This is a genomic window from Streptomyces sp. JW3 (genome assembly GCF_052216785.1).
Taxonomy (GTDB): Bacteria; Actinomycetota; Actinomycetes; order Streptomycetales; family Streptomycetaceae; genus Streptomyces.
Window position 1 is genome coordinate 25,173 of sequence record NZ_JBQOUX010000032.1, and the last position, 23,735, is coordinate 48,907.

General features: G+C 72.5%; 18 protein-coding genes. 8 read left to right on the top strand and 10 right to left on the bottom strand.

All coding sequences use genetic code 11. The features are described 5' to 3' along the window. Window positions 1-20 precede the first annotated feature (20 nt). The 3 genes from nirD to ACTT8P_RS15505 are packed head-to-tail and all read right to left on the bottom strand — an operon-like array spanning window position 21 to window position 4,179. Window positions 21-371, bottom strand: coding sequence for a nitrite reductase small subunit NirD (gene nirD / locus ACTT8P_RS15495; protein WP_442832218.1), 351 nt, complete (start codon window positions 369-371; stop codon window positions 21-23). After that, window positions 368-2,965 (bottom strand): nitrite reductase large subunit NirB, encoded by a 2,598-nt coding sequence (gene nirB / locus ACTT8P_RS15500; RefSeq protein ID WP_442832219.1) that lies wholly within the window; start codon window positions 2,963-2,965, stop codon window positions 368-370. Before nirB ends, nirD begins: the two co-directional genes overlap by 4 nt. Next, window positions 2,965-4,179 carry an NAD(P)/FAD-dependent oxidoreductase gene (locus tag ACTT8P_RS15505; RefSeq protein ID WP_442832220.1) on the bottom strand — a complete coding sequence of 405 codons (1,215 nt, stop codon included), beginning with the start codon at window positions 4,177-4,179 and terminating at the stop codon, window positions 2,965-2,967. Before ACTT8P_RS15505 ends, nirB begins: the two co-directional genes overlap by 1 nt. Window positions 4,180-4,307: 128 nt before the next feature. Between ACTT8P_RS15505 and ACTT8P_RS15510 the strand changes: the two genes are divergently transcribed. After that, window positions 4,308-5,090, top strand: a complete 783-nt coding sequence (locus ACTT8P_RS15510) for a sulfite exporter TauE/SafE family protein (RefSeq protein WP_442832221.1) — start codon at window positions 4,308-4,310, stop codon at window positions 5,088-5,090. Window positions 5,091-5,096: 6 nt separating this feature from the next. Here ACTT8P_RS15510 and ACTT8P_RS15515 read toward each other — a convergent pair whose 3' ends face one another. Further along, the gene (locus ACTT8P_RS15515; RefSeq protein ID WP_442832222.1) at window positions 5,097-5,720 is read right to left on the bottom strand and encodes a class F sortase; all 624 of its coding nucleotides are present in this window, start codon (window positions 5,718-5,720) and stop codon (window positions 5,097-5,099) included. A gap of 115 nt (window positions 5,721-5,835) precedes the next feature. Continuing rightward, on the bottom strand, window positions 5,836-6,369 hold the full coding sequence (locus ACTT8P_RS15520) for a hypothetical protein (RefSeq protein ID WP_442832223.1): 534 nt from the start codon (window positions 6,367-6,369) through the stop codon (window positions 5,836-5,838). A gap of 148 nt (window positions 6,370-6,517) precedes the next feature. On the opposite strand from ACTT8P_RS15520, the gene ACTT8P_RS15525 reads away from it, so the two are divergent. Further along, window positions 6,518-7,090 (top strand): NADPH-dependent FMN reductase, encoded by a 573-nt coding sequence (locus tag ACTT8P_RS15525; RefSeq protein ID WP_442832224.1) that lies wholly within the window; start codon window positions 6,518-6,520, stop codon window positions 7,088-7,090. A gap of 329 nt (window positions 7,091-7,419) precedes the next feature. Here the strand turns inward: ACTT8P_RS15525 and ACTT8P_RS15530 are convergent, their stop codons facing one another. From ACTT8P_RS15530 to ACTT8P_RS15540, 3 genes are all read right to left on the bottom strand, one after another. Continuing rightward, window positions 7,420-8,229: a helix-turn-helix domain-containing protein gene (locus tag ACTT8P_RS15530; RefSeq protein ID WP_442832225.1), complete on the bottom strand. Its 810-nt coding sequence runs from the start codon at window positions 8,227-8,229 to the stop codon at window positions 7,420-7,422. 394 nt (window positions 8,230-8,623) lie between these two features. Continuing rightward, window positions 8,624-10,744 (bottom strand): molybdopterin oxidoreductase family protein, encoded by a 2,121-nt coding sequence (locus tag ACTT8P_RS15535; protein WP_442832226.1) that lies wholly within the window; start codon window positions 10,742-10,744, stop codon window positions 8,624-8,626. A gap of 97 nt (window positions 10,745-10,841) precedes the next feature. Next, on the bottom strand, window positions 10,842-11,543 hold the full coding sequence (locus tag ACTT8P_RS15540; protein ID WP_442832227.1) for a SanA/YdcF family protein: 702 nt from the start codon (window positions 11,541-11,543) through the stop codon (window positions 10,842-10,844). 207 nt (window positions 11,544-11,750) lie between these two features. Between ACTT8P_RS15540 and ACTT8P_RS15545 the strand changes: the two genes are divergently transcribed. From ACTT8P_RS15545 to ACTT8P_RS15570, 6 genes are all read left to right on the top strand, one after another. Then, the gene (locus ACTT8P_RS15545; protein ID WP_442832228.1) at window positions 11,751-12,557 is read left to right on the top strand and encodes a sirohydrochlorin chelatase; all 807 of its coding nucleotides are present in this window, start codon (window positions 11,751-11,753) and stop codon (window positions 12,555-12,557) included. Between the two features lie 78 nt (window positions 12,558-12,635). Further along, the gene (locus ACTT8P_RS15550) at window positions 12,636-13,904 is read left to right on the top strand and encodes a deoxyguanosinetriphosphate triphosphohydrolase (protein WP_442832229.1); all 1,269 of its coding nucleotides are present in this window, start codon (window positions 12,636-12,638) and stop codon (window positions 13,902-13,904) included. Window positions 13,905-13,982: 78 nt separating this feature from the next. Next, on the top strand, window positions 13,983-15,245 hold the full coding sequence (locus ACTT8P_RS15555) for an NAD(P)/FAD-dependent oxidoreductase (protein WP_442832230.1): 1,263 nt from the start codon (window positions 13,983-13,985) through the stop codon (window positions 15,243-15,245). A 29-nt stretch (window positions 15,246-15,274) separates the two neighbouring features. Continuing rightward, window positions 15,275-17,179 (top strand): DNA primase, encoded by a 1,905-nt coding sequence (dnaG, locus tag ACTT8P_RS15560; protein WP_442832231.1) that lies wholly within the window; start codon window positions 15,275-15,277, stop codon window positions 17,177-17,179. 131 nt (window positions 17,180-17,310) lie between these two features. After that, window positions 17,311-18,642, top strand: coding sequence for an RNA polymerase sigma factor (locus tag ACTT8P_RS15565; RefSeq protein ID WP_442832232.1), 1,332 nt, complete (start codon window positions 17,311-17,313; stop codon window positions 18,640-18,642). Window positions 18,643-18,772: 130 nt separating this feature from the next. Continuing rightward, window positions 18,773-20,017, top strand: a complete 1,245-nt coding sequence (locus ACTT8P_RS15570) for a GDSL-type esterase/lipase family protein (protein WP_442832233.1) — start codon at window positions 18,773-18,775, stop codon at window positions 20,015-20,017. On the opposite strand, the gene ACTT8P_RS15575 is transcribed toward ACTT8P_RS15570, so the two are convergent. Continuing rightward, window positions 20,014-21,942, bottom strand: a complete 1,929-nt coding sequence (locus tag ACTT8P_RS15575; protein ID WP_442832234.1) for an ABC transporter ATP-binding protein — start codon at window positions 21,940-21,942, stop codon at window positions 20,014-20,016. The two genes, ACTT8P_RS15570 and ACTT8P_RS15575, sit on opposite strands and share 4 nt — an antisense overlap. Further along, window positions 21,942-23,675 carry an ABC transporter ATP-binding protein gene (locus tag ACTT8P_RS15580; protein WP_442832235.1) on the bottom strand — a complete coding sequence of 578 codons (1,734 nt, stop codon included), beginning with the start codon at window positions 23,673-23,675 and terminating at the stop codon, window positions 21,942-21,944. The genes ACTT8P_RS15575 and ACTT8P_RS15580 overlap by 1 nt, the downstream gene beginning before the upstream one ends. Between the last annotated feature and the right edge of the window lie 60 nt (window positions 23,676-23,735).

Sequence of the window (23,735 nt, forward strand, 5' to 3'; positions counted from 1 at the left end):
CCACGATGAGGGAACGGCGGCTACGACGCCTTCACCTCGTACGCCGTCACCCGCACCGAGTCGTCGTCCAGGCACTGCCCGGTGGCCAGGTCGAAGCGCTGCTTCAGCAGCGGGGAGGCGACGAACGGGCGTCCCTGGTGGGTGCCGGTCAGGCCGCGGGAGAGGACCGCCGCGCCGGTGAACGGGTCGCGGTTGTCGATGGCGTACAGGTCGCCCTTGCGGTCGCGGAACAGGGCGGCCTGGCTGCCGTCGGGCAGCAGGGCGGCCACCCCGCGGCCCGGGAGCAGGGCGCCGAGGTCGCAGGCCGCGAACCAGCCGTCGCTCAGCCGCAGTTGTACCTTCAGGTCGGTCGTCTCGGGTGCCAGGGTCATCGCTGGGCGCTTCCTTCCAGGGTTTCCAGAGGGCGGTGGCCGATGGAGAGCAGCGGCAGGTCGGGCTTCATCTGGTCGCGCTCCGGGACGAAGCCGACGACCGGGTCGGGGGTGTCCGGCGCGTTGACGAAGGACACGAACCGGGCCAGCTTCTCCGGGTCGTTGATGGTCTCGGCCCACTCGTCGCGGTAGCCGGCGACGTGCGCGAGCATCAGCTGCTCCAGCTCGTCGCAGATGCCGAGCGAGTCGTGCACCACCACGTCGCGTACGTGGTCCAGGCCGCCGGGGATGCGCTCCAGCCAGGTGGAGGTGCGCTCCAGGCGGTCGGCGGTGCGGATGTAGAACATCAGGAACCGGTCGATGAGGCGGACCAGTTCGGCGTCGGACAGGTCCTGCGCGAGCAGGTCGGCGTGGCGCGGGGTGGCGCCGCCGTTGCCGCCGACGTAGAGGTTCCAGCCGCTCGCGGTGGCGATGATGCCGAAGTCCTTCGACTGGGCCTCGGCGCACTCGCGGGCGCAGCCGGAGACCGCCGACTTCAGCTTGTGCGGGCTGCGCAGCCCCCGGTAGCGCAGCTCCAGGTCGATCGCCATCCGCACCGAGTCCTGCACGCCGTACCGGCACCAGGTCTGCCCGACACAGGACTTCACCGTCCGCAGCGACTTGCCGTAGGCGTGGCCGGACTCGAAGCCGGCGTCCACCAGCCGGGCCCAGATGGAGGGCAGCTGCTCGACCCGCGCGCCGAACATGTCGATCCGCTGGCCGCCGGTGATCTTCGTGTAGAGCCCGAAGTCCCGGGCGATCTCACCGATCACGATCAGCTTCTCCGGCGCGATCTCGCCGCCGGGGATGCGCGGCACGACCGAGTACGAGCCGTTCTTCTGCAAGTTGGCGAGGAAGTGGTCGTTGGTGTCCTGGAGGGCCGCCTGCTCGCCGTCCAGCACGTAGCCGCTGGCGCCGATGGCCGGCGCGAGGGAGGCGATGATCGAGCCGACCGTCGGCTTGCAGACCTCGCACCCGTCGCCGCCGCGGGCCTCGTCCCGCCCGTGCCGGTCCAAAAGCTCCTGGTAGGAGGTGATCCGCAGGGCCAGCACGATCTCGTACAGCTCCTCGCGGGTCTGCCCGAAGCAGCCGCACAGGCCCTTGTCGACGACGACGCCGCTCGCCTCCAGCTCGGCGTCGACGAGCTGCCCGAGCACCTTCACGCACGACCCGCAGCCGGTGCCGGCCTTGGTGCACTTCTTCACCTCGGGCACGGTGACGCACTGGTGCTCGGTGACCGCATCCCGGATCGCGCCCTTGGTGACGTTGTGGCAGGAGCAGATCACCGCGTCGTCGGGGAGCGCGGACGGACCGAGCTGGATCGGCGCCCCCGCCCCGGCCGGCAGCACCAGCGACTCGGGGGAGACGGGCGGCACCGACCCGGTGAACGCCTTCAGCGTGCCGTACGCCTCCGCGTCCCCGACCAGGATGCCGCCGAGCAGCGTGCCGTCCCGCCCGATGACCAGCTTCTTGTACAGCCCCGCCCGGGAGTCGGAGTAGACGACGTCCAGGCAGCCGTCGGCCGTGCCGTGCGCGTCGCCGAAGGACGCCACGTCCACGCCGAGCAGCTTCAGCTTGGTGGACAGGTCGGCACCGGTGAAGGACGCCTCGTCGGCGGCGATCGTGGCCGCGACCGTCAGCGCCTGCTCGTAGCCGGGCGCGACCAGCCCGTACACCCGCCCGTCGGCGGCCAGCGCGCACTCGCCGATGGCGAAGACACGCGGGTCGGACACGGTCCGGCACTGCTCGTCGACCGCGATGCCGCCGCGCTCGCCGACCGTCAGCCCGCACTGGCGGGCCAGCTGGTCACGCGGCCGGACCCCGGCGCTGAACACCACCAGATCGGTGGCCAGCTCGGACCCGTCGGACAGCTTCATCCCGCTGACGGCACCGTCCGCGCCGACCACGATCTCCTGGGTGCCGACGCCCGTGTGCACGGACAGCCCCATGTCCTCGATGGTCCGCAGCAGCGCCGCGCCGCCGCCCTCGTCCACCTGGACGGGCATCAGCCGGGGCGCGAACTCCACGATGTGCGAGGTGAGCCCGAGCCCCTTCAGCGCACCGGCCGCCTCCAGGCCGAGCAGCCCGCCGCCCACCACCGCACCGGTGGTCGCGGTCTTCGCGTACTCCTCGATGGCGAGCAGGTCCTCGATCGTGCGGTACACGAAGCACCCGGTGGCGTCCTTGCCGGGGACCGGCGGCACGAACGGGAAGGACCCGGTGGCCAGCACCAGCACGTCGTACTCGAAGACCTGCCCGGACCGCGCGGTGACCGTGCGGGCCTCCCGGTCGACGGTCTCGGCGGCGTCCCCGACGCGCAGCTCGATGCCGTGCTCGGCGATGAACGCCAGGTCGGTCATCGACAGGTCGTCCGGGGTCTTCCCCGAGAAGTACGAGGTGAGGGCGACCCGGTCGTAGGCGGGACGCGGCTCCTCGCACAGCACGACCACGCGGTGCGTGGCGGTCAGGCCGCGCTCGGCGAGCGCTTCCAGGAAGCGCTGGCCGACCATGCCGTGGCCGACCAGCACGATCGTGGCCGTCTTCTCCGTGGACATCAGGAGCCTCCGTCGTTGGTGAGCAGGTGGAGCAGGGGGCCGTCGTCGGGGAGCGGCTCTGCTCCCTCCCAGGCGCGGGCGAGCGCGCCGACAGTGCCGAGTTCGCCGACGAGAACCCCGCCGACCAGGCGGTCGTCGCGGACGACGACCTTGCGGTACGTGCCCCGGGTGGCGTCGGCGAGCTGCACGACGTCATCGCCGGGAAGCGGTTCGGTCTCGCCGAACGCGGCGAGGTCGAAGGGGCTGTCCGGCCCGGTGAGGGTGAGCCGGGTCAGCGAGCGGGTGCCGGTGTAGCGGGCGGCCGGGTCACCGGCGAGGGCGCGGGCGAGCGCGTCGGCCTGTTCCAGCGCCGGGGCGGCCAGCCCGTACAGCGTGCCGTCGTGCTGCGCGCAGTCCCCGATCGCGCGGATGTCCGGATCACTGGTCCGCAGCTGGTCGTCGACGACGACGCCTTTCCGTACGTCGATCCCCGCCTCCGCCGCCAGCCCGGTGCGCGGCCGCACCCCGCAGGCCAGCACCACCAGGTCGGCGTCGAGGGCGAACCCGTCGGCCAGCTCCACCGAGCGCACCGCACCGCCGACCGAGCGCACGTCGCGCACCCGGCACTCGGTGTGCACCTCGACGCCGAGGTCCGCCAGATGCCGGCGGACCAGCCGGGAGGCGGCCGGGTCGAGCTGCCGTTCCATCAGCCGCTCGGACTGCTGGGCCAGCATCACCTGGGCGCCGCGCACGGCCAGCGCCCGCGCGGCGGACACCCCGAGCAGCCCGCCCCCGATGACGACCGCCCGCGCCCCGGGCCGTACCGCCTCCGACAGCGCGAGGCAGTCGTCCAGCGTCCGGAAGGCGTGCACCCCCCGGGGCAGTTCGGCACCGCCGGTGAACAGCCCGCGCAGCGGCGGCAGCACGGCGTTGGACCCGGTGGCCAGCACCAGCGTGTCGTATGCGATCACCGAGCCGTCGGCGCAGGCGACCGTGCGCCCGGCCCGGTCGATACCGGTGACCCGGCCCCGGACCAGCCCGGCGGGCGCCGGCAGCGCGATCACCTCGGCGGCGTAGCGCCCGGCCAGCACCTCGGCGAGCAGCACCCGGTTGTAGGGCGGGTGCGCCTCGTCGCCGATCAGCAGTGCGGGCACGCCCAGCTCGCCGAGGCGCCGGGTGAGGGTGACACCCGCGAGCCCGGCGCCGATCACCACCACACGCGTTTTCGAGGTCATGCCATTGAGCCTGCGGTGCCGGTGTTACCCGACCGCATCACGGTTGTTTCCCCGGGGGAACGCTGCCCTCAGCCGGAGCCGGGGCCGGGTGTGAGGCGCCCCCAGCTCCTCGGGCTATCGTCATGATCATGCCGGACATATCGCTGACCATGATCGCTCTGCTCTGCCTGGCGGCCCTCGCCGCCGGCTGGATCGACGCCGTGGTCGGCGGCGGCGGGCTCCTGCTGCTGCCCGTCCTGCTGCTCGGCCTGCCCGCCGGCACCCCGGCCGCGCACGCGCTGGGCACCAACAAGGCGGTGGCGATCGTAGGCACCACGGGCGCGGCGGTGACCTACGCTCGCAAGGCGCCGGTCGACGTCCGGCGCGCCGTCCGCATCGGCCTGGCGGCCCTGGCCGGCTCCTCGGCCGGCGCGTTCTTCGCGGCCGGCATGAGCACCGAGGTCCTGAAGCCGGTCATCATGGTGGTCCTGCTCGCGGTCGCCGCGTTCGTCATCCTCCGCCCGGCCTTCGGCACCGCCCCCGCCCCCGGCCCGGCCACCCGCCGCCAGACCATCTCCGCCATCGCCCTCGCGGGCCTCGGCATCGGCTTCTACGACGGCCTGATCGGCCCCGGCACCGGCACCTTCCTGGTCCTGGCACTCACCGCCGTCCTCCACCTCGATCTGGTCACCGCCTCCGCCACCGCCAAGATCGTCAACTGCTGCACCAACGCGGGCGCGCTCGCCACCTTCGCCTGGCAGGGCGCGGTGCTGTGGCAACTGGCCGCCCTGATGGCCGTCTTCAACCTGACCGGCGGCATGCTGGGCGCCCGCACCGCCCTCAAGCAGGGCAGCGGCTTCGTCCGGATCGTCCTGCTCACCGTGGTCTTCGCCCTGGTGGCGAACCTGGCCTACGAGCAGTGGCTGGCCTGAGCCGGATCACCGGCGAACGCCGGTCAGATGGGCGAAGACGACGACATTCCCCTCGTACCCCCGGCCGCGCGACCACCCGCCCCCGCACGTGATGACCCGCAACTCGGGCCGCGCCGCCCGCCCGTAAACCTTCTCGTCGGGGAAGTCCGCGGCGTCGTACACCTCCACCGCGTCCACACTGAACACGGCCACGGACCCGTCCCGCCGGTCCACCTCGACGGCGGCCCCCCGCTTCAGCGCGCCGAGCCGGTAGAAGACGGCCGGCCCCTCGGCGTTGTCGACGTGCCCGGCGACGATCGCGGTCCCCGTCTCGCCCGGGGTGGTGCCGGCCTCGTACCAGCCGGCGAGGTTGTCGTCCTCGGCGGGCGGCACGTCGAGGCTGCCGCCCGGGGTCAGTCCGAGGCCCGTCAGCGGGGCATTGACCCCGATCACCGGGATACGGACCCGGTCGGGCGGCGACGGCGGCAGCGCGGGCGCCACCACGGCCTCCTGTCCCTGCCCGGCACGGGCCTCGGCGGCGGCCGGCTGCGGCGGCCCGGCCCCGGCGTCCCCCCACAGCAGCCAGGCCCCCGAGCACAGGGCGACGGCGGTGACGCCCGCTATGACGGTGTTGCCGACCCTACGGCGCATGACGACCCCTCACCCTCTCTCCCTTCACCCCGTGTCCCCTCCGGGCCGCGAGGGGCGTCGGACCCGGAGGGGTGGGGAAGTGCGGTACCGGCCGGCGGGCGGCGGAGGACGCCCGTCAGATCCCGTCGCCTCTCGCCCGGCGATGCAGGAGCCAGGTACCGCCCGCGGCGGCGACGGCCAGAGCCGCCACACCGGCCGCGGTCTGCACGGGATCGGGGCCCAAGGCACCACCGACCCCCGTCTTCACGCTCCCCTTGGGGTACACCTGGGCCCCCGACGACAGAGTGACCACGAGGTCCCCCGTGACCTCTTTGCCGCTGCCCGCACAGGTGACGACGATCTCGTACGTCCCCGGCTGCGCGCCCGGCGGCACCCGGAACCCGCCGGTCGTCGCGCCCGCGTCGGCCTCCGCCGCCAGCGTGAACGCACCGGCCCCCACCGCACTGGCGTCTCCCGCCGCGGTCCCACCCGCCCCGCACGCCTCGGTGTCCGCCGCCGCCCGGTCGCCCGGCACCACGGAGGACGGCCGCAGCGACAGCGCACCGGACGGATCACCGCTCTCCCCGCCGTACGCGGGCCCCGCGGCGAGGAGACCGGCGCCGGCCGCGGCGAGTGCGGTACCGGTCAGCAGGCGGGCGGTACGTCGCATCGTTGCTGCTCCTTCGAGCTGTTCGGTGACCCCTGCCCCTCCGAGGAAAGTGGCACCGGTCCCGCGCCGCTCTCTGGGGAGGGTGAACGGGTGACCACTCGCCCCCCGACTTGACCTCAACCAAAGTCGAGGTACCAGGCTGCTCGCCATGAAGCCCTTGCGCACGACCCTCATCATCGGCAGCAACCGCGACGGCCGCTTCGGCCCGGTCGTCGCCGACTGGCTCCTGGCCCGCGCCCGCGCCCGCGCGGACCTGACCACCGAGGTGATCGACACCGCCGCGACCGACCTCCCGACGACCTTCGCCCGCTCCCCGCAGACGGACACCGCGCTGGCCGGAATCACCCCCCGGCTGGAAGCGGCGGACGCCTTCGTCGTCCTCACCCCCGAGTACAACCACTCCTTCCCGGCGGCCCTGAAGAACCTCATCGACTGGCACTACTCCCCCTGGCAGGCCAAGCCCGTCGCCCTGGTCACCTACGGCGGCTTGGCCGGCGGCGTCCGCGCGGCGGAACACCTGCGGCAGGTCTTCGCCGAACTGCACGCCGTGACGATCCGGGACACCGTCTCCTTCCACAACGCGGGCGCCGCCTTCGATGACGAGGGCCTCCTGAAGGACCCCGCGGGCCCGGACGCGGCGGCGAAGACGATGCTGGACCAGTTGGTGTGGTGGGGGAGGGCCTTGAAGGAGGCGAAGGAACGACGCCCGTACGGTGGTTAGTCCATACGGTGGTGAGTCCATACGGTGGTCAGGACGGTGGGTCTCGGATGAGCGGGTGGGGGACGGCACGGTCCGGATTGTTGACGCTTTTCAGTAGGGGTGGTCCGTCCAGGGGCAGCCGCTGAGCCGACCCGGCGCGTCCCCGACGCCGACCTGCTAACACTTCACCCCTAACCGTCCACACCCCGCTCATTCGAGCCCTTACAGCCCACCCTCACGAACGGCCGCCTGAAACACCCGCCATGCAACCGGCCGAAGACGAAGCGTCGGTCGCACTCCGCTTCCGGATCGCTGTGACTGGACTTGCGGAAGACGAAGCCGTGCACGGCTCAGAACTCCTTCCGGAGACGGTGGAGGAGGGTTACGGACTCCCGCTCACCGAGGGACCGTTCAGTGATCAACTCGAACAGTTCATCGTAGGCCGCAGCCTCGCCCCCGCCCTCCACCCACCTCTGTGCGAAGGGCGCCTCCACGTACACGACGTCCATGGCGCCGGGTTCGGCGAACGAGATGACGTTGAACGGCCCGTTCAAGCCGAAGTGCGTGCCCGCGTCGAACGGGAAGACATGGATGCTGATGTTGGGCAGATCGGCCAGGTGGCACAGGTGATCGAGCTGGCCGCGAGCCGTTCCCGGACCGCCGGGGAAGTTGCGCAGTACGGCTTCGTAGATCACCGTGCGGAATACCAGCGGCGTGTCGTTGTGCAGGCACTGCTGACGGGCCACGCGAGCCGCGACGAAGTCCTCGTCGGACTGCCTCCTCATGGCTACGGAAGTGATGGAGGTGTTCCGCAACGCCCTTACGTAGTCGGCGGTTTGCAGCAGACCGGGGATGAAGGCCGGCTGCCACGCCTTGATCGACGTCGCCGCGTTCTCCAGCGCGACGTACTCCCGCATGACCCCGTGCACCCTGTGGCCGTCCCACCAGCCCTTGGCCTTACGGCGTTCGCGGTCGGCCTTGGCAAGTTCCAGCAACCCCCCGACAACGCCGGGGTCATGGACGCCGTACGTCTCGCACAGCGCCCGGATGTCCGGGGCGCGGACGGGAACCCAGCCTGCCTCCAGCTTGGCGACCTTCGCTGTGGAGGCGGAGAGTGCCTTGGCGGCCTGCGGCTGGGTCAGACCCGCTGCCGTGCGCAAGGAACGACCCCTCCACTACGACCGCGTCGACTACACCCCCCTGCCCAGAAGCGTCACCCTCGCCCGCCGCCGTGCCCACGGCTCCTCATCGAATGGGACCGGCCAGAACTCGCCCCCGACGCCGCCCTCCTCGTCTCCGAGCTCGGCGGCAACGCCGTACTGCACGGCTGTCTCCACGACCGCCTCCTCCCGGTCGAACTCAGCCTGTTCCCGCACACCCTGCGCATCGACGTCTCCGACCCGAGGGGCGAACTCCTGCCCCGCCCCCGTGACGTCCCCGGGGACGCGACGTCCGGACGCGGACTGTGCATCGTGGGTGCGCTGTCCGACCGTTGGGGCACAGCCGCCCGCACGGTCGGCAAAAGCGTCTGGTGCGAGCTGGACGTACCGCGTGCTACGACCCCGCCTCCACCCGCACCGCGCACACCTTGAACTCCGGCATCCGAGACGTCGGATCCAGTGCCGGATTCGTCAACGTGTTCGCCCGCCCTTCGCCCGGCCAGTGGAACGGCATGAACACCGTGTCCGGCCGGATCCCCGTCGTGATCCGGGCCGGCGCCACCGCCCGCCCCCGCCGCGAGACGACCGTCACCGGTCCCCCCTCCACCGCTCCGATCCGCGCCGCCAGCCGGGGATGCAGCTCCACGAACGGCCCCGGCGCCGCCGCGTTCAACTCGTCCACCCGCCGGGTCTGCGCCCCGGACTGGTACTGCGCCACCACCCGCCCGGTGGTGAGCAGCACCGGGTACTCGTCATCGGGCTCCTCGGCGGACGGCCGGTGCGAGACCGGCACGAACCGCGCCCGCCCGTCCTCCGTGGCGAACCGGTCCAGGAAGAGCCGGGGCGTACCGGGATGGACCGCCGCGTCCGCCGCGTCCGCCGTGTCCGCCGTGTCCGCCGTGTCCTCGACCGGACACGGCCAGAACACCCCGCCCTCCTCCATCAGCCGCCCGTAACTGATCCCGGAGTAGTCCGCGATCCCGCCCGCACTGGCCCGCCGCAGTTCCTCGAACACCTCCTCCGGATCGGCCGGAAACCCCTTCTCCACCCCGAGCCGGTCGGCCAGCTCGTGCAGCACCTCCAGGTCGCTGCGGACACCGTCCGGCGGGCTGATCGCCCGCCGCCGCAACAGCACCCGCCCCTCCAGACTGGTCGTCGTCCCGGTCTCCTCCGCCCACTGCGTCACCGGCAGCACCACGTCCGCCAGCTCCGCCGTCTCCGACAGCACCACGTCGCACACGGCCAGGAAGTCCAGCGACCGCAACCGCGACTCGACATGGGCCGCGCGCGGCGCCGAGACCACCGGGTTGGACCCCATCAGCAGCAGGGAACGGATGTCCGAACCCAGCGCGTCCAGCAACTCGTACGCACTGCGCCCCGGCCCCGGCAGCGAGTCCGGGTCCACCCCCCACACCTCGGCCACATGCCGCCGCGCCTCGGGATCGGTCAGCTTCCGGTAGCCGGGCAACTGGTCGGCCTTCTGCCCGTGCTCCCGCCCGCCCTGCCCGTTGCCCTGCCCGGTCAGACAGCCGTACCCGGACAGTGGCCGCCCGGCCCGCCCGGTCGCCAGGCACAGGTTGATCCACGCGCCCACCGTGTCCGTGCCCTTGGACTGCTGCTCCGGCCCGCGCGCGGTCAGCACCATCGCCGCCTCGGGCGCGCAGAACATCCGCACCGCCGCCCGCAGCTCCGGCACCGGCACGCCGGTGATCCGCTCCACGTACTCCGGCCAGTGCGCCATCGCCGCCGCCCTGGCCTCGGCCCACCCGGAGGTCCGCTCGGCCACGTACGCCTCGTCCACCCGCCCCTCGGCGACGACCAGGTGCAGCAGCCCGAGCGCCAGCGCCAGATCGGTACCCGGCCGGGGCGCCAGGTGCAGGTCGGCCTGCTCGGCGGTCTTCGTCCGGCGCGGATCGACGACGATCAGCGTGCCGCCGTTCTCCTTCAGCTCGTTGAAGAAGCGCAGCGAGGGCGGCATCGTCTCGGCGAGGTTCGAGCCGACCAGGATCACGCACCCGGTCTTCGGAATGTCCTCCAGCGGAAACGGCAGCCCCCGGTCGAGCCCGAACGCCTTCGTACCGGCCGCCGCCGCCGACGACATGCAGAACCGCCCGTTGTAGTCGATCTGCGAGGTCCCCAGCACCACCCGGGCGAACTTCCCCAGCGCGTACGCCTTCTCGTTGGTCAGCCCACCGCCGCCGAACACCCCGAGCGCGTCCGCGCCGTACCGGTCGCGGACCGACCCGAGCGCCCCGGCGATCCGGTCCAGCGCCTCGTCCCAGGTGGCCGGAACCAGCTCACCGCCCTCGCGGACCAGCGGCGACGTCAGCCGCACCCGCGAGGACAGCACGGCCGGCGCGGTCCGGCCCTTGCCGCACAGCGCCCCCCGGTTCACCGGGAAGTCCGCGCGCTCGGTCACCTCGACGGTCCCGTCACCGGCGGGCGTCAGATTCATCCCGCACTGCAGGGCGCAGTACGGACAGTGCGTGGGAATCGGCGTCGCGGAGTTCTGCATGTCATCCACAGTGCGTCGGGCGTGTTACGCGCCCCGGCGGCTCCTTGTTACACGGCCGGGACGGCCACCTCCCCGCCGCCCCGCCGCCGCCGTGAGGTCAGCGCCCGGCGGCCCGCAGCGCCCGCGCCACCCCGGGCTCCCGCGGCCCGAGGAAACGCGGATCGGGCTCGAACACCACGTCCAGCGCCGCCTTCCCCGCCGCGAAGACCTCGCGGGCGGCCCCGTAGTACCAGGTCACATCGTGCTCGTCGGCCGCCCCGACGCCGTACGACGACACCCCCGCCGCCTCGCACAGCGCCACCGCCCGCCGGATGTGGAAGCCCTGACTGATCAGGACGGCCCGGTCGACCCCGAAGATCTTCTTCGCCCGGACACACGAGTCCCAGGTGTCGAACCCGGCGTAGTCACTGACGATCCGCTGGTCCGGCACCCCGTGCCGGACCAGATATCCGCGCATCGCGTCCGGCTCGTCGTAGTCCGCGCGGCTGTTGTCGCCGGTGACCAGCACCACCTCGACGCGGCCCGCCCGGTACAGCCGCGCCGCCGCGTCCAGCCGGTGCGCGAGATACGGCGACGGCTCGTCGTCCCACAGCCCCGCGCCGAAGACGACGGCCACGTCGGTGCGCGGCGCGTCGGCGAGGGTGCCCAGCCGGTCGCCGGTCCCGAGCCGCAGCCACGTCGCGGGCAGCAGCGCCAGCACGCACACCGCCACCACGGCCCGCACCAGCCGCCGTCGCCCGGCCCGGGTACGCGGCAGCCGCGGTCTGCGCAGCGGACGCATCGGACGCAGTAGACGCATCGGACGCATCGGACTCCTTCCGTGGACCGTCACTCCCGCTCCCCAGGGACGCCGCACCGGCCCGCACGGTTCACCCCGCCCCGAAAACCGCAGCCGAACCCGCCCTCGCCCCGCCTCACACCCCCGCCCACCCCACCGTGAACCCCCGGAAAACACCCGTGACCCCCGTGCAACGGGGCGGCAACCTCCCCCGGCGACCATCGACCCATGACGACGACCTTCCCGCCACCGCCACTGCCGGGCCCCGCGCACGACCCCGCCCTGGTCGTCGTGGCCCACGGCAGCCGCGACCCCCGCGCGCTGCGCACCGTACGCGCCCTGCTGGACCAGGTCCGCGCCCTGCGCCCCGGCCTCGCCGTCCACCTCGGGCACATCGAGCTGAACGAACCGCTCCTCTCCGACACGCTGGCCGCGCTCGGCGACCGCGAGGCGGTCCTCGTTCCGCTCCTGCTCAGCCGCGGCTACCACGTCAAGCGGGACATCCCCGAGACGGCCGCCGCCTTTCCGGTACGGGCCCGGGTGGCGCGCCCGCTCGGCCCGCACCCCCTCCTCGTCGACGCCCTGCACGCCCGCCTCACCGAGGCCGGCTGGCACGGGGGCCGCGGCGACGCGGTGGTTTTGGCGGCGGCCGGCTCCCGCGACCCGGCGTCCGCCGCGGACACCGGCCGCACGGCCCGCCTCCTCGCCGCCCGCCTCGGCGTCCCGGTACTCCCCGCCTACGCCTCCACGGCCACCCCGACCGTGCCGGCCGCGCTCGCGTCCCTGACCGCCGACGGCCACCGTCGCATCGCCCTCGCCTCCTACTTCACCGCCCCGGGCCGCTTCGCGACGGAGACGGCGGCAGCGGCCCCTTGGATCGCCTCGGCCCCGCTGGGCACCCACCCCGCCATGGCAGAACTGCTCCTGCACCGCTACGACGAGACACGGGCCGGTTTCCCCGCTGCGGGCGCGTCGTGGCTTGGCGCGCAGTTCCCCGCGCCCCCAAGGGGCGCCGGGCAACTGCAGCAGGCTTAAGGGGCGCGGGGAACTGCGCGAGCAGCCACAACCCACCCGCACCCGGAAAACAACCGAACCCCCCGTACTGTCGAAGACATGGAAGGCACCGCACCCCAAACCCCCTACGACCCCACGTCAGCGCACCGCTGGGCCCCCGAGCCCGACAAACGCCCAGGCCGCACCGCCTTCCAACGCGACCGCGCCCGCATCCTCCACTCCTCCGCCCTGCGCCGCCTCGCCGGCAAGACCCAGGTCGTCACCCCCGGCGACCCCACCCCCGCCTGGGACGCCAGCCCCCGCACCCGCCTCACCCACTCCCTGGAGTGCGCCCAGGTGGGCCGCGAACTCGGCGCGGCCCTCGGCTGCGACCCCGACCTGGTCGAAGCCGCCTGCCTCGCCCACGACCTCGGCCACCCCCCGTTCGGCCACAACGGCGAATCCGCGCTGAACGAGTTCGCCGAGGACTGCGGCGGCTTCGAGGGCAACGCCCAGTCCCTGCGCCTCCTCACCCGCATCGAACCCAAACGCTTCACCCCCGAGGGCCCCGTCGGCCTCAACCTCACCCGCGCCACCCTGGACGCCGCCACCAAGTACCCGTGGCCCAGGGCCGCCCACCCCACCGACCCGGCGTCGGCCAAGTTCGGCGTCTACGACGACGACCGCCCCGTCTTCGACTGGGTCCGCGCCACCGCCCCCGGCAACCACCGCACCTGCTTCGAGGCCCAGGTCATGGACTGGTCGGACGACGTGGCGTACTCCGTGCACGACGTCGAGGACGGCCTGCACGCCGGCCACATCGACCCGAACTGCCTGCTCGCCGACCCAGAACGCGCGGCAGTCTTCGCGACCGCCCGCACCCGCTACGCACCACCCGGCACCGACCCCGCCGAACTCGCCGCCGCCCTCGACCGCCTCCTCGCCCAGGACTGGTGGCCGCACGGCTACGACGGCACCGCGACCGCCCAGGCCCGGCTGAAGGACGCCACCAGCCAGCTCATCGGCCGCTTCTGCCTGGCCGCCGAGTCCGCCACCCGGCAGCGGTACGGCACCGGCCGCCTCACCCGCTACACCGCCGAACTGGTCGTGCCCCGCGCCACCCGCCTGGAGTGCGCCGTCCTCAAGGCCGTCGCCGACCGCTACGTGATCCAGCGCGCCGAGCAGGAACGCCTGCGCGCCGACCAGCGCGTCGTCGTCGCCGAACTGGCCGCCGCCCTCACCCGCCGGGCCCCGGACGGCCTGGACCCCCAGTTCCGCGCCCTGTTCGACCAGGCGCCCGACGACCGGGCCCGCAAACGGGTGCTCGTCGACCAGATCGCCGCCCTCACCGACGCCTCGGCCCGCTCCCTGCACGCCCGGCTGAGCTGATCGGACCACCCCCCTTCCCGGCGGCCGCCGGGTGCGGGACGCTCGCATGTGGCGGAACGCTGACGAGGAGGCAAACAAGTGGTCGACGCTGATCAGACATTCGTCATCGTCGGAGGAGGACTGGCCGGTGCCAAGGCGGCCGAGACACTCCGGGCGGAGGGCTTCACCGGCCGGGTGATCCTCATCTGTGACGAACGCGACCACCCCTACGAGCGCCCACCGCTCTCCAAGGGCTACCTCCTCGGCAAGGAGGAACGCGACAGCGTCTTCGTGCACGAGCCCGCCTGGTACGCGCGCCACGACATCGAGCTGCACCTCGGCCAGACCGTCGTCGCCGTCGACCGCGCCACCCGCACCGTCCGCTACGGCGACGACGGCACCCGGGTCCGCTACGACAAGCTGCTGCTGGCCACCGGCGCCGAGCCGCGCCGCCTCGACGTCCCCGGCACCGACCTGGCCGGCGTCCACCACCTGCGCCGCCTCGCGCACGCCGAGCGGCTCAAGGGCGTGCTGGCCGCCCTCGGCCGGGACAACGGCCACCTGGTGATCGCCGGGGCCGGCTGGATCGGCCTGGAGGTCGCGGCGGCGGCCCGCGAGTACGGCGCCGAGGTCACCGTCGTGGAGTCCGCGCCGACCCCGCTGCACGGCGTCCTCGGCCCCGAGCTGGGCGCCGTCTTCGCCGAGCTGCACCGGGCGCACGGGGTCCGCTTCCGCTTCGGCGTCTCGCTCACCGAGATCGTCGGCCAGGACGGCGTGGTGCTGGCCGCCCGCACCGACGACGGCGAGGAGCACCCCGCGCACGACGTGCTCGCCGCGATCGGCGCCGCGCCGCGCGTCGCGCTGGCCCAGGCGGCCGGCCTGGAGATCGCCGCCCCGGCCGACGGCGGCGGCATCGTCGTCGACGCGCGCCTGCGCACCTGCGACCCGGACATTTTCGCCGCCGGCGACGTGGCCTCCTTCCCCCGCGCCCAGGCAACCCGGCTGCGCGTGGAGCACTGGGCCAACGCCCTGAACGGCGGCCCGGCCGCCGCCCGCGCCATGCTGGGCAAGGAGATCACCTACGACCGCGTGCCCTACTTCTTCTCCGACCAGTACGACCTGGGGATGGAGTACAGCGGATGGGCGCCGCCGGGGACGTACGACGAGGTGGTGATCCGGGGGGACGCGGGCAAGCGGGAGTTCATCGCGTTCTGGCTGAAGGACCGGCGGGTGCTGGCCGGGATGAACGTGAACGTGTGGGATGTCACAGCGCCGATCCAGCGGCTGATCCGGGACGGAACCCCGGTGGACGTGGAGGCGCTGGCCGATCCGCGCGTCCCCCTCGAAAGCCTCGTCCGCTGAGTGTCGTACCGCCCCCGTAGACTCAGCACGTGGCTGGACGGATCAACGACGAGGACGTGAAGGCGGTACGGGACGCGGTCCCGATCGACGCCGTCGTCTCGGAGTACCTCCAGCTGCGGGGCGCGGGCGGCGGCAACCTCAAGGGGCTGTGCCCGTTCCACGACGAGAAGTCGCCCTCCTTCCAGGTCAGCCCCAGCAAGGGGTTCTTCCACTGCTTCGGCTGCCAGGAGGGCGGCGACACCATCACGTTCGTGATGAAGATCGACCACCTCACCTTCTCGGAGGCGGTCGAGCGGCTGGCCGGCCAGGCCGGCATCACGCTGCGTTACGAGGAGGGCGGGTACAACCCCTCCCACCAGCGCGGCGAGCGCATCCGCCTGGTCGAGGCGCACAAGGTCGCCGCCGAGTGGTACGCGGAACAGCTCGCGACCTCCCCGGAGGCCGACACCGGCCGGATCTTCCTCGCCGAGCGCGGCTTCGACCAGGGGGCCGCCCAGCACTTCGGCGTCGGCTACAGCCCGCAGGGCTGGGACCACCTCACCCGCTACCTGCGCGGCAAGGGCTTCACGGACAAGGAGCTGCTGCTGTCCGGGCTCGCGCAGGAAGGCCGGCGCGGGCCCATCGACCGCTTCCGCGGCCGGCTGATGTGGCCGATCCGCGACATCGGCGGCGAGGTGGTCGGCTTCGGCGCCCGCAAGCTCTACGAGGCGGACAACGGCCCGAAGTACCTGAACACCCCCGAGACCCCGATCTACCGCAAGTCCCAGGTCCTCTACGGCATCGACCTGGCCAAGAAGGACATCGCCAAGGCGTCCCGCGCGGTCGTCGTCGAGGGCTACACCGACGTCATGGCCTGCCACCTGGCCGGTGTGACCACGGCCATCGCCACCTGCGGCACCGCCTTCGGCACCGACCACATCAAGATCCTGCGCCGGCTGCTGATGGACAACGGCAGCGCCCGGGTGATCTTCACCTTCGACGGCGACGCCGCCGGGCAGAAGGCGGCCCTGCGCGCCTTCGAGGACGACCAGAAGTTCGCCGCCGAGACGTACATCGCCATCGCGCCGGACAACATGGACCCCTGCGACCTGCGGCTGGCCAAGGGCGACGAGGCGGTCGCCGACCTGGTCCAGCCGCGTACGCCGCTGTTCGAGTTCGCGCTGCGGCAGATCGTCGCCCGGTACGACCTGGACACCCCGGCGGGCCGCGCCGCCGCTCTGGACGAGGCGGCCCCCGTCGTCGCCCGGATCAAGAACAGCGGCGCCCAGCACGAGGTCGCCGTCCAGCTGGCCGGCATGCTCGGCATCCTGGACACCCAGTTCGTGGTCAAGCGGGTCGGCCAGCTCGCCCGCTGGGCCCGCGAGCGCGGCGACCGGGGCCCCGCTCCGGCCCGCGGCCCCCAGCAGCAGTACGCCGACGCCGCCGCCCCGGCCGGCCCCCGCGGCCCCGCCCTCAACCTCCGCAACCCCGTCTACGCCACCGAACGCGAACTGCTCAAGCTCGCCCTCCAGCGCCCCGAACTGGTCTCCCCGGCCTTCGACGCGTACGGCGTCGACGAGTTCACCGCCCCGCCCTACGCCGCCGTACGCCAGGCGGTCATGGACGCGGGCGGCGCCGAGTACGGCGTCGACGACCCGCACGAGTACCTGGTCCGGGTGCGCGAGGCGGCCCCCGACGACACCGTCCGCGCGATGGTCACCGAACTCGCGGTGGAGGCGATCATGCGCCGCGCGGTCGACGACGTGTACGCCGGCGAGGTGCTGGTCCGGGTCCGCCGGCGCGCCGTGGAGCGCCGCATCCGCGACATCCACGCCACCTTCACCCGCCTGGGCAACGGCGGCGACCCGGCCGAACTGGCCACCGTGCAGAACGAGTTGTGGGTGCTGGAGAAGTACGACCGCGCGCTGCGCGAGCAGGGTGCCGCCGCACTCTGAGCCGCCGGGCGGTTTCGACTCGCGGTGGCTGCGCACCCGTGGGGGAGATGACCGCGCGGTCACGGACCGGACGCAAAAAGTCACCGCACGCCCCTCGTGGCGGAGTTGTGTCGTACCCCACACTGGTTCCGGTGCCTGAGTCCTCGGAGCGCGGCCGGCCCGTCCCCGACGGGTCCCTGATCCCCGCGGTTCCGACCCACGCGTACGGGACGGGCAGCGGCGAGGCCGCCGACTCCGTCCCCGAAGTACCGCTGCCGCACGGCCGGGCAGCGATCACCCTGGAGGTCGCACCCGTGCAGACCCAGACCCGCGCACAGCACGACAGCAGCACCGCCGGCCCACCGGCCGAGGCCCAGCCGGACGGAGACGTCCTGGCCGCGGTACCCGGCCAGCACCGCGCCGCGCACCACCCGGAGGACCCGCCGGCCGAAGTCCTGGAGCCGGCCGACGTCCTGGAACCGGCCGCCGCCGGACCCGCCGCCGGACCCGCCGCCGGACCCGAGCCGGAACCCGTCGAGCCGTCGCCGCCGCCCGTCCGCGCCGAGACCGGCGGGCCGTCCTCGGACCTGTTCCGCCAGTACCTGCGGGAGATCGGCCGGATCCCGCTGCTCACCGCGGCCGAGGAGGTCGAACTCGCCCGCCGGGTGGAGGCCGGCCTGTTCGCCGAGGAGAAGCTGAGCGGCGCCCCCGACCTGGACAGCCGCCTCGCCCACGACCTGGACCGGCTGGTCGTCATGGGCCGGATGGCCAAGCGCCGCCTCATCGAGGCCAACCTGCGGCTGGTGGTCTCCGTCGCCAAGCGGTACGTGGGCCGCGGCCTGACCATGCTCGACCTGGTGCAGGAGGGCAACCTGGGGCTGATCCGGGCGGTGGAGAAGTTCGACTACGCCCGCGGCTACAAGTTCTCCACCTACGCCACCTGGTGGATCCGCCAGGCCATGTCCCGCGCCCTGGCCGACCAGGCCCGCACGATACGGGTGCCCGTGCACGTCGTGGAGCTGATCAACCGGGTCGTCCGCGTCCAGCGCCGGATGCTCCAGGAACGCGGCTACGAACCGACCCCGGCCGAGGTCGCCGCCCACCTCGACCTGCTGCCCGAGCGGGTCAGCGAGGTGCTGCGGCTGGCCCAGGAGCCGGTCTCGCTGCACGCCCCGGTCGGCGAGGAGGACGACGTCGCGCTCGGCGACCTGATCGAGGACGGCGACGCCGCCAGCCCGGTCGAGTCGGCCGCGTTCCTGCTGCTGCGCGAGCACCTGGAGGCGGTGCTCTCCACCCTCGGCGAGCGCGAACGCAAGGTGGTCCAGCTCCGCTACGGCCTGGTCGACGGCCGCCCCCGCACCCTGGAGGAGATCGGCCGGATCTTCGGCGTGACCCGGGAACGGATCCGCCAGATCGAGTCCAAGACCCTCAACAAACTCCGCGACCACGCCTTCGCGGACCAACTCCGCGGCTACCTCGACTAGTTCAGCTGGTTCGCAAGTTTGTTCCTGAGGTGAACGGGACAGAACAGGATCGTCCGCAAGTGAAGACGACGGCGTCCCCGGCGAGGCACCCATGTTTCTGATCCCCGAGGTGAGACGGACCGTGGCCGCCGTGGCCCTCACGCTCCTCACGGCGGCCCTCCTGGTCTCGGGCACCACGGCCAAGGCCAGCGGCAGCGGCGGCACCGCCGCCCGCTCCTGGTTCACCTCCTGGTCGGCCGCCCAGCACAGCCTCGCCCCGACCGCCCTCACCGACCAGACGGTCCGCATGGTCACCCACCTCAGCCAGGGCGGCGACGCCGTGCGCGTCCGGGTCCAGAACACCTTCGGCACCACCCCGCTCACCGTCGACGCCGCCACCGCCGCGCTCACCGACGCGAAGAGCGCCGCCACCGAGGGACGTCCGAGCCCGCTCACCTTCGACGGCCGCCGCCGGGTCGTCGTCCCCGCCGGCGGCGAGGTCTGGAGCGACGCCACCCGGCTCACCACCCGCGCGCAGAGCGACGTCGCGGTGTCGCTGTCCGTCTCCGGCACCGTCGTACCCGGCCGGCACGAGACCGCCTTCCGCACCAACTACCTCACCGAGCCCGGCGCGGGCGACCACACCGGTGACACCGACGCCGCCGCCTACACCCGGACCACCGAGTCCACCTACCTGGTCACCGCCGTCGACGTGCACAACCCCCGGCTCAAGGGCACCGTCGTCGGCTACGGCAGCTCGGTGGTCGACGGCATCGGCTCCACCAACTGCGGCAGCGGCTGCACGGAGCTGGGCACCAACCGCCGCTGGACGGACGACCTGGCCCGCCGGATCACCGCCGAACTGCCGCCGGAGGGGCAGCTCGCGATCGCCAACGCCGGCGTCAACGGCACCACCAGCGCGCCGGACTGCCCGAACCTGGCCGACCCGGTCCGCGGCCTGGACGCCGGCGCCCGCCTCGAACGGGACGTCCTGTCCCTGCACGGAGTCACCGGCGTCCTGTACTACTACGGCACCAACGACCTGCCGGCCGGCTGCGCCGCCGAACAGATCCTGGCCAGTTACCGCACCACCTTCCAGCGCCTGCACGCCGCGGGGATCGAGGTGTACGTCACCCCGATCACCCCGCGCCCCGGCTACACCGACCAGCACAACCGGATCCGGCAGACCGTCAACAACGCCGTCACCCAGTGGAACACCTGCGGCGGCACCTGCGACGGCCTGCTCCACTTCGACCAGGTCCTCAAGGACCCGGTGCGGCCGAACAGCATCGACCCGCGCTACGACACCGGCGACGGCATCCACGCCAACATCGCCGGCCAGCAGGCCCTGGCCGACACGGTCTCCCTGTCGATGCTCCGGTCCGCCACGCGCTAATCCACCTCGGCCACCGCCTGCGCGAACTGCGCCTGGTACAGCCGCGCGTACGCCCCGCCCGCCGCCAGCAGCTCGCCGTGCGCGCCCTGCTCCACGATCGACCCGTTCTCCATGACGAGGATGGTGTCCGCGTCCCGGATGGTGGAGAGCCGGTGCGCGATGACGAACGAGGTCCGCCCGTGCGCCAGCTTGGCCATCGCCTTCTGGATCAGCACCTCGGTCCGGGTGTCCACCGACGACGTCGCCTCGTCCAGGACCAGGATCACCGGGTCGGACAGGAACGCCCGCGCGATGGTGATGAGCTGCTTCTCCCCGGCGCTCACGCCGGTGCCCTCGTCGTCGATCACCGTGTCGTAGCCGTCCGGCAGCGTCCGCACGAACCGGTCGGCGTGCGCGGCCCGCGCCGCCTCCTCGATCTCCCCGCGGGTCACCTCGCGCGCGGCGCCGTACGCGATGTTCTCCGCGATGGTGCCGCCGAACAGCCAGGTGTCCTGGAGCACCATCCCGATCCCGGCCCGCAGCTCGTCCCGGGACATCCGCGCGATGTCGACCCCGTCCAGCGTGATCCGCCCGCCGGACACCTCGTAGAACCGCATCAGCAGATTGACCAGGGTCGTCTTGCCGGCCCCGGTCGGTCCGACGATGGCGACCGTGTGCCCCGGCTCCACCGTCAGCGACAGATCCTCGATCAGCGGCTTCTCCGGGTCGTACCGGAACGACACGTGCTCGAGGGCCACCCGCCCGCGCAGCTCGGCCGGCCGCTCCGCCACGGCCGGGTCGGCCGACTGCTCCTCGGCGTCCAGCAGTTCGAAGACCCGCTCGGCGGAGGCGACGCCGGACTGCACCAGGTTGGCCATCGAGGCGACCTGCGTCAGCGGCATCGAGAACTGCCGGGAGTACTGGATGAACGCCTGGACGTCGCCGATGGACAGCGTCCCCGACGCCACCCGCAGCCCGCCGACCACGGCGACCAGCACGTAGTTCAGGTTGGACACGAACATCATCAGCGGCTGCATGACCCCGCTGTTGAACTGCGCCTTGAACCCGGCCTGGTACAGCGCCTCGTTCTGCTCGGCGAACTGCGCCGCCGACTCCTCCTGCCGCCCGAACACCTTCACCAGCGCGTGCCCGGTGTACATCTCCTCGATGTGCGCGTTCAGCGTGCCGGTGGAGCGCCACTGCTGCACGAAGTGCGGCTGCGACCGCTTGCCGACCCGGGTGGCGACGACGAACGACAGCGGCACCGTCACCAGCGCGACCAGCGCCAGGATCCAGGACACGTAGAACATCATCGCGAGCACGCCGATGATGGTCAGCAGCGAGTTGATCAGCTGGCCCATCGACTGCTGGAGGGTCTGCCCGATGTTGTCGATGTCGTTGGTGGCGCGGCTCAGCACCTCGCCGCGCTGGCGCTTGTCGAAGTAGGACAGCGGCAGCCGCGACAGCTTGGTCTGCACGTCCTCGCGCAGCCGGAACATGGTCCGGTTGACCGCCCGGTTGACCAGCCGGGTGGCCACCGCCATCAGCAGCCCGGCGACCAGGAAGGTGCCCAGCGCCAGCAGCAGCACATGTCCGACGGCGGTGAAGTCGATGCCCTCGCCGGGCGTGAAGTCGGTGGAGCGCAGCATGTCGGCGACGCTGCCCTCCCCGCGCTCCCGCATCGACTGGAGCACCTGCTCCTTGGTGGCGCCGGACGGCATCTCCCGCCCGATGATGCCGGCGAACACCAGGTCGGTGGCCTCGCCGAGGATCTTCGGCCCGACCACGTTGAGGCCGACGCTGACCACCAGGCACAGCAGCAGCAGGCCGATCGTCAGCCGCTCCGGCCGGAACTGCCCCACCAGCCGCTTGCCCGAGTTCTTGAAATCCATCGAACGGGTGTCCGGCCCGCCCCCGGCCATCATCCGCCCCGCCGGCCCGGCCATCAGGCAGCCTCCGCTTCCGTGAGCTGGGAGAGCACGATCTCCCGGTAGGTGTCGTTGTCCGCCATCAGCTCGTGGTGCCGTCCGGCGCCGACCACCCGGCCCTCGTCCAGGACGACGATCCGGTCGGCGTCGCGGATCGTCGACACCCGCTGGGCGACGATGACGACGGTCGCCTGCGCGGTCTCCGCGGCGAGCGCGGCGCGCAGCGCGGCGTCGGTGGCGTAGTCCAGGGCGGAGAAGGAGTCGTCGAAGAGGTAGATCTCCGGCCGCTGCACCAGCGTCCGGGCGATCGCCAGCCGCTGCCGCTGCCCGCCGGACACATTGGTCCCGCCCTGCGCGATGGGCGCGTCGAGCCCGCCCTCCAGTCCCGCCACGAACGACTTCGCCTGCGCCACCTCCAACGCGTGCCACAGCTCCTCGTCGGTGGCGTCCGGATTGCCGTACCGCAGATTGGTCGCGACCGTGCCCGCGAACAGATATGGCTTCTGCGGCACCAGCCCGACCGTCTTCGCCAGCACCTTCTGATCGAGGGTCCGTACGTCGGTCCCGTCCACCAGCACCTCCCCGTCGGTGGCGTCGAACAGCCGGGGGACCAGCCCGAGCAGCGTGGACTTGCCGCTGCCGGTCGAGCCGATGACGGCGGTCGTCTCGCCCGGCCGGGCCGCCAGCTGGATGTTCCTCAGCACCGGCTCCTCCGCGCCCGGGTAGCGGAAGCCCGCCCCCCGGATCTCCAGATGCCCGTGCCGGCGCAGCTCGGTGACCGGCGCGAGCGGCGGCACCACACTGCTCTCGGTGCCCAGCACTTCCTCGATCCGCTCGGCGCACACCTCCGCGCGCGGCACCATCATGAACATGAAGGTGGCCATCATCACGGACATCACGATCTGCATCAGATAGGCGAGGAACGCCGTCAGATCACCGATCTGCATCCCGCCGCTGTCGATCCGGTGCGCGCCGAACCAGACCACCGCGATCGACGACAGGTTCACGGTCGTCATGACCACCGGGAACATCAGCGCCAGCAGATTCCCGGTGCCCAGCGCCACCTCGGTCAGCTCGCTGTTCGCCTTCCGGAACCGCCGCTGCTCGTACTCGTCCCGCACGAACGCGCGAATGACCCGGTTGCCGGTGATCTGCTCCCGCAGCACCCGGTTCACGGTGTCAAGGCGCACCTGCATCGAACGGAACAGCGGCCGCAGCCGCCGCACGATCAGCGTGACGCAGATCACCAGCACCGGCACCACCGCGACCAGCACCCCGGACAGCGGCACGTCCAGACCCAGCGCCAGCACCACACCGCCCACGCACATGATGGGCGCCGACACCATCAGCGTGAACGTCATCAGGGCCAGCATCTGGACCTGCTGCACGTCATTGGTGGTCCGGGTGATCAGCGACGGCGCGCCGAAGTGCGCGACCTCCCGGGCCGAGAAGGTCTGCACCCGGTCGAAGACGGCACCGCGCACGTCCCGGCCGAGCGCGGCGGCGGTCCGCGCGCCGTAGTAGACGGCCCCGATGTTGCACACGACCTGCACCAGCGAGATGCCGATCATCAGGGCGCCGTAGCTCAGGATGTAGCCGGTGTCCCCGTTGACGACACCGTGGTCGATGATGTCGGCGTTCAGGGTCGGCAGGTAGAGGGTGGCGCAGGTCTGCAGGAACTGGAGCGCCACCAGCAGCACGATGGATTTCTTGTAGGGCCTGAGATAGGTCCGCAGCAGTCGTATGAGCACGCTCGGTCTCTCGGAGTGGGCGGGAGGGGCGATTGGCTGCCCCTGGCCCCTATCGTCGGA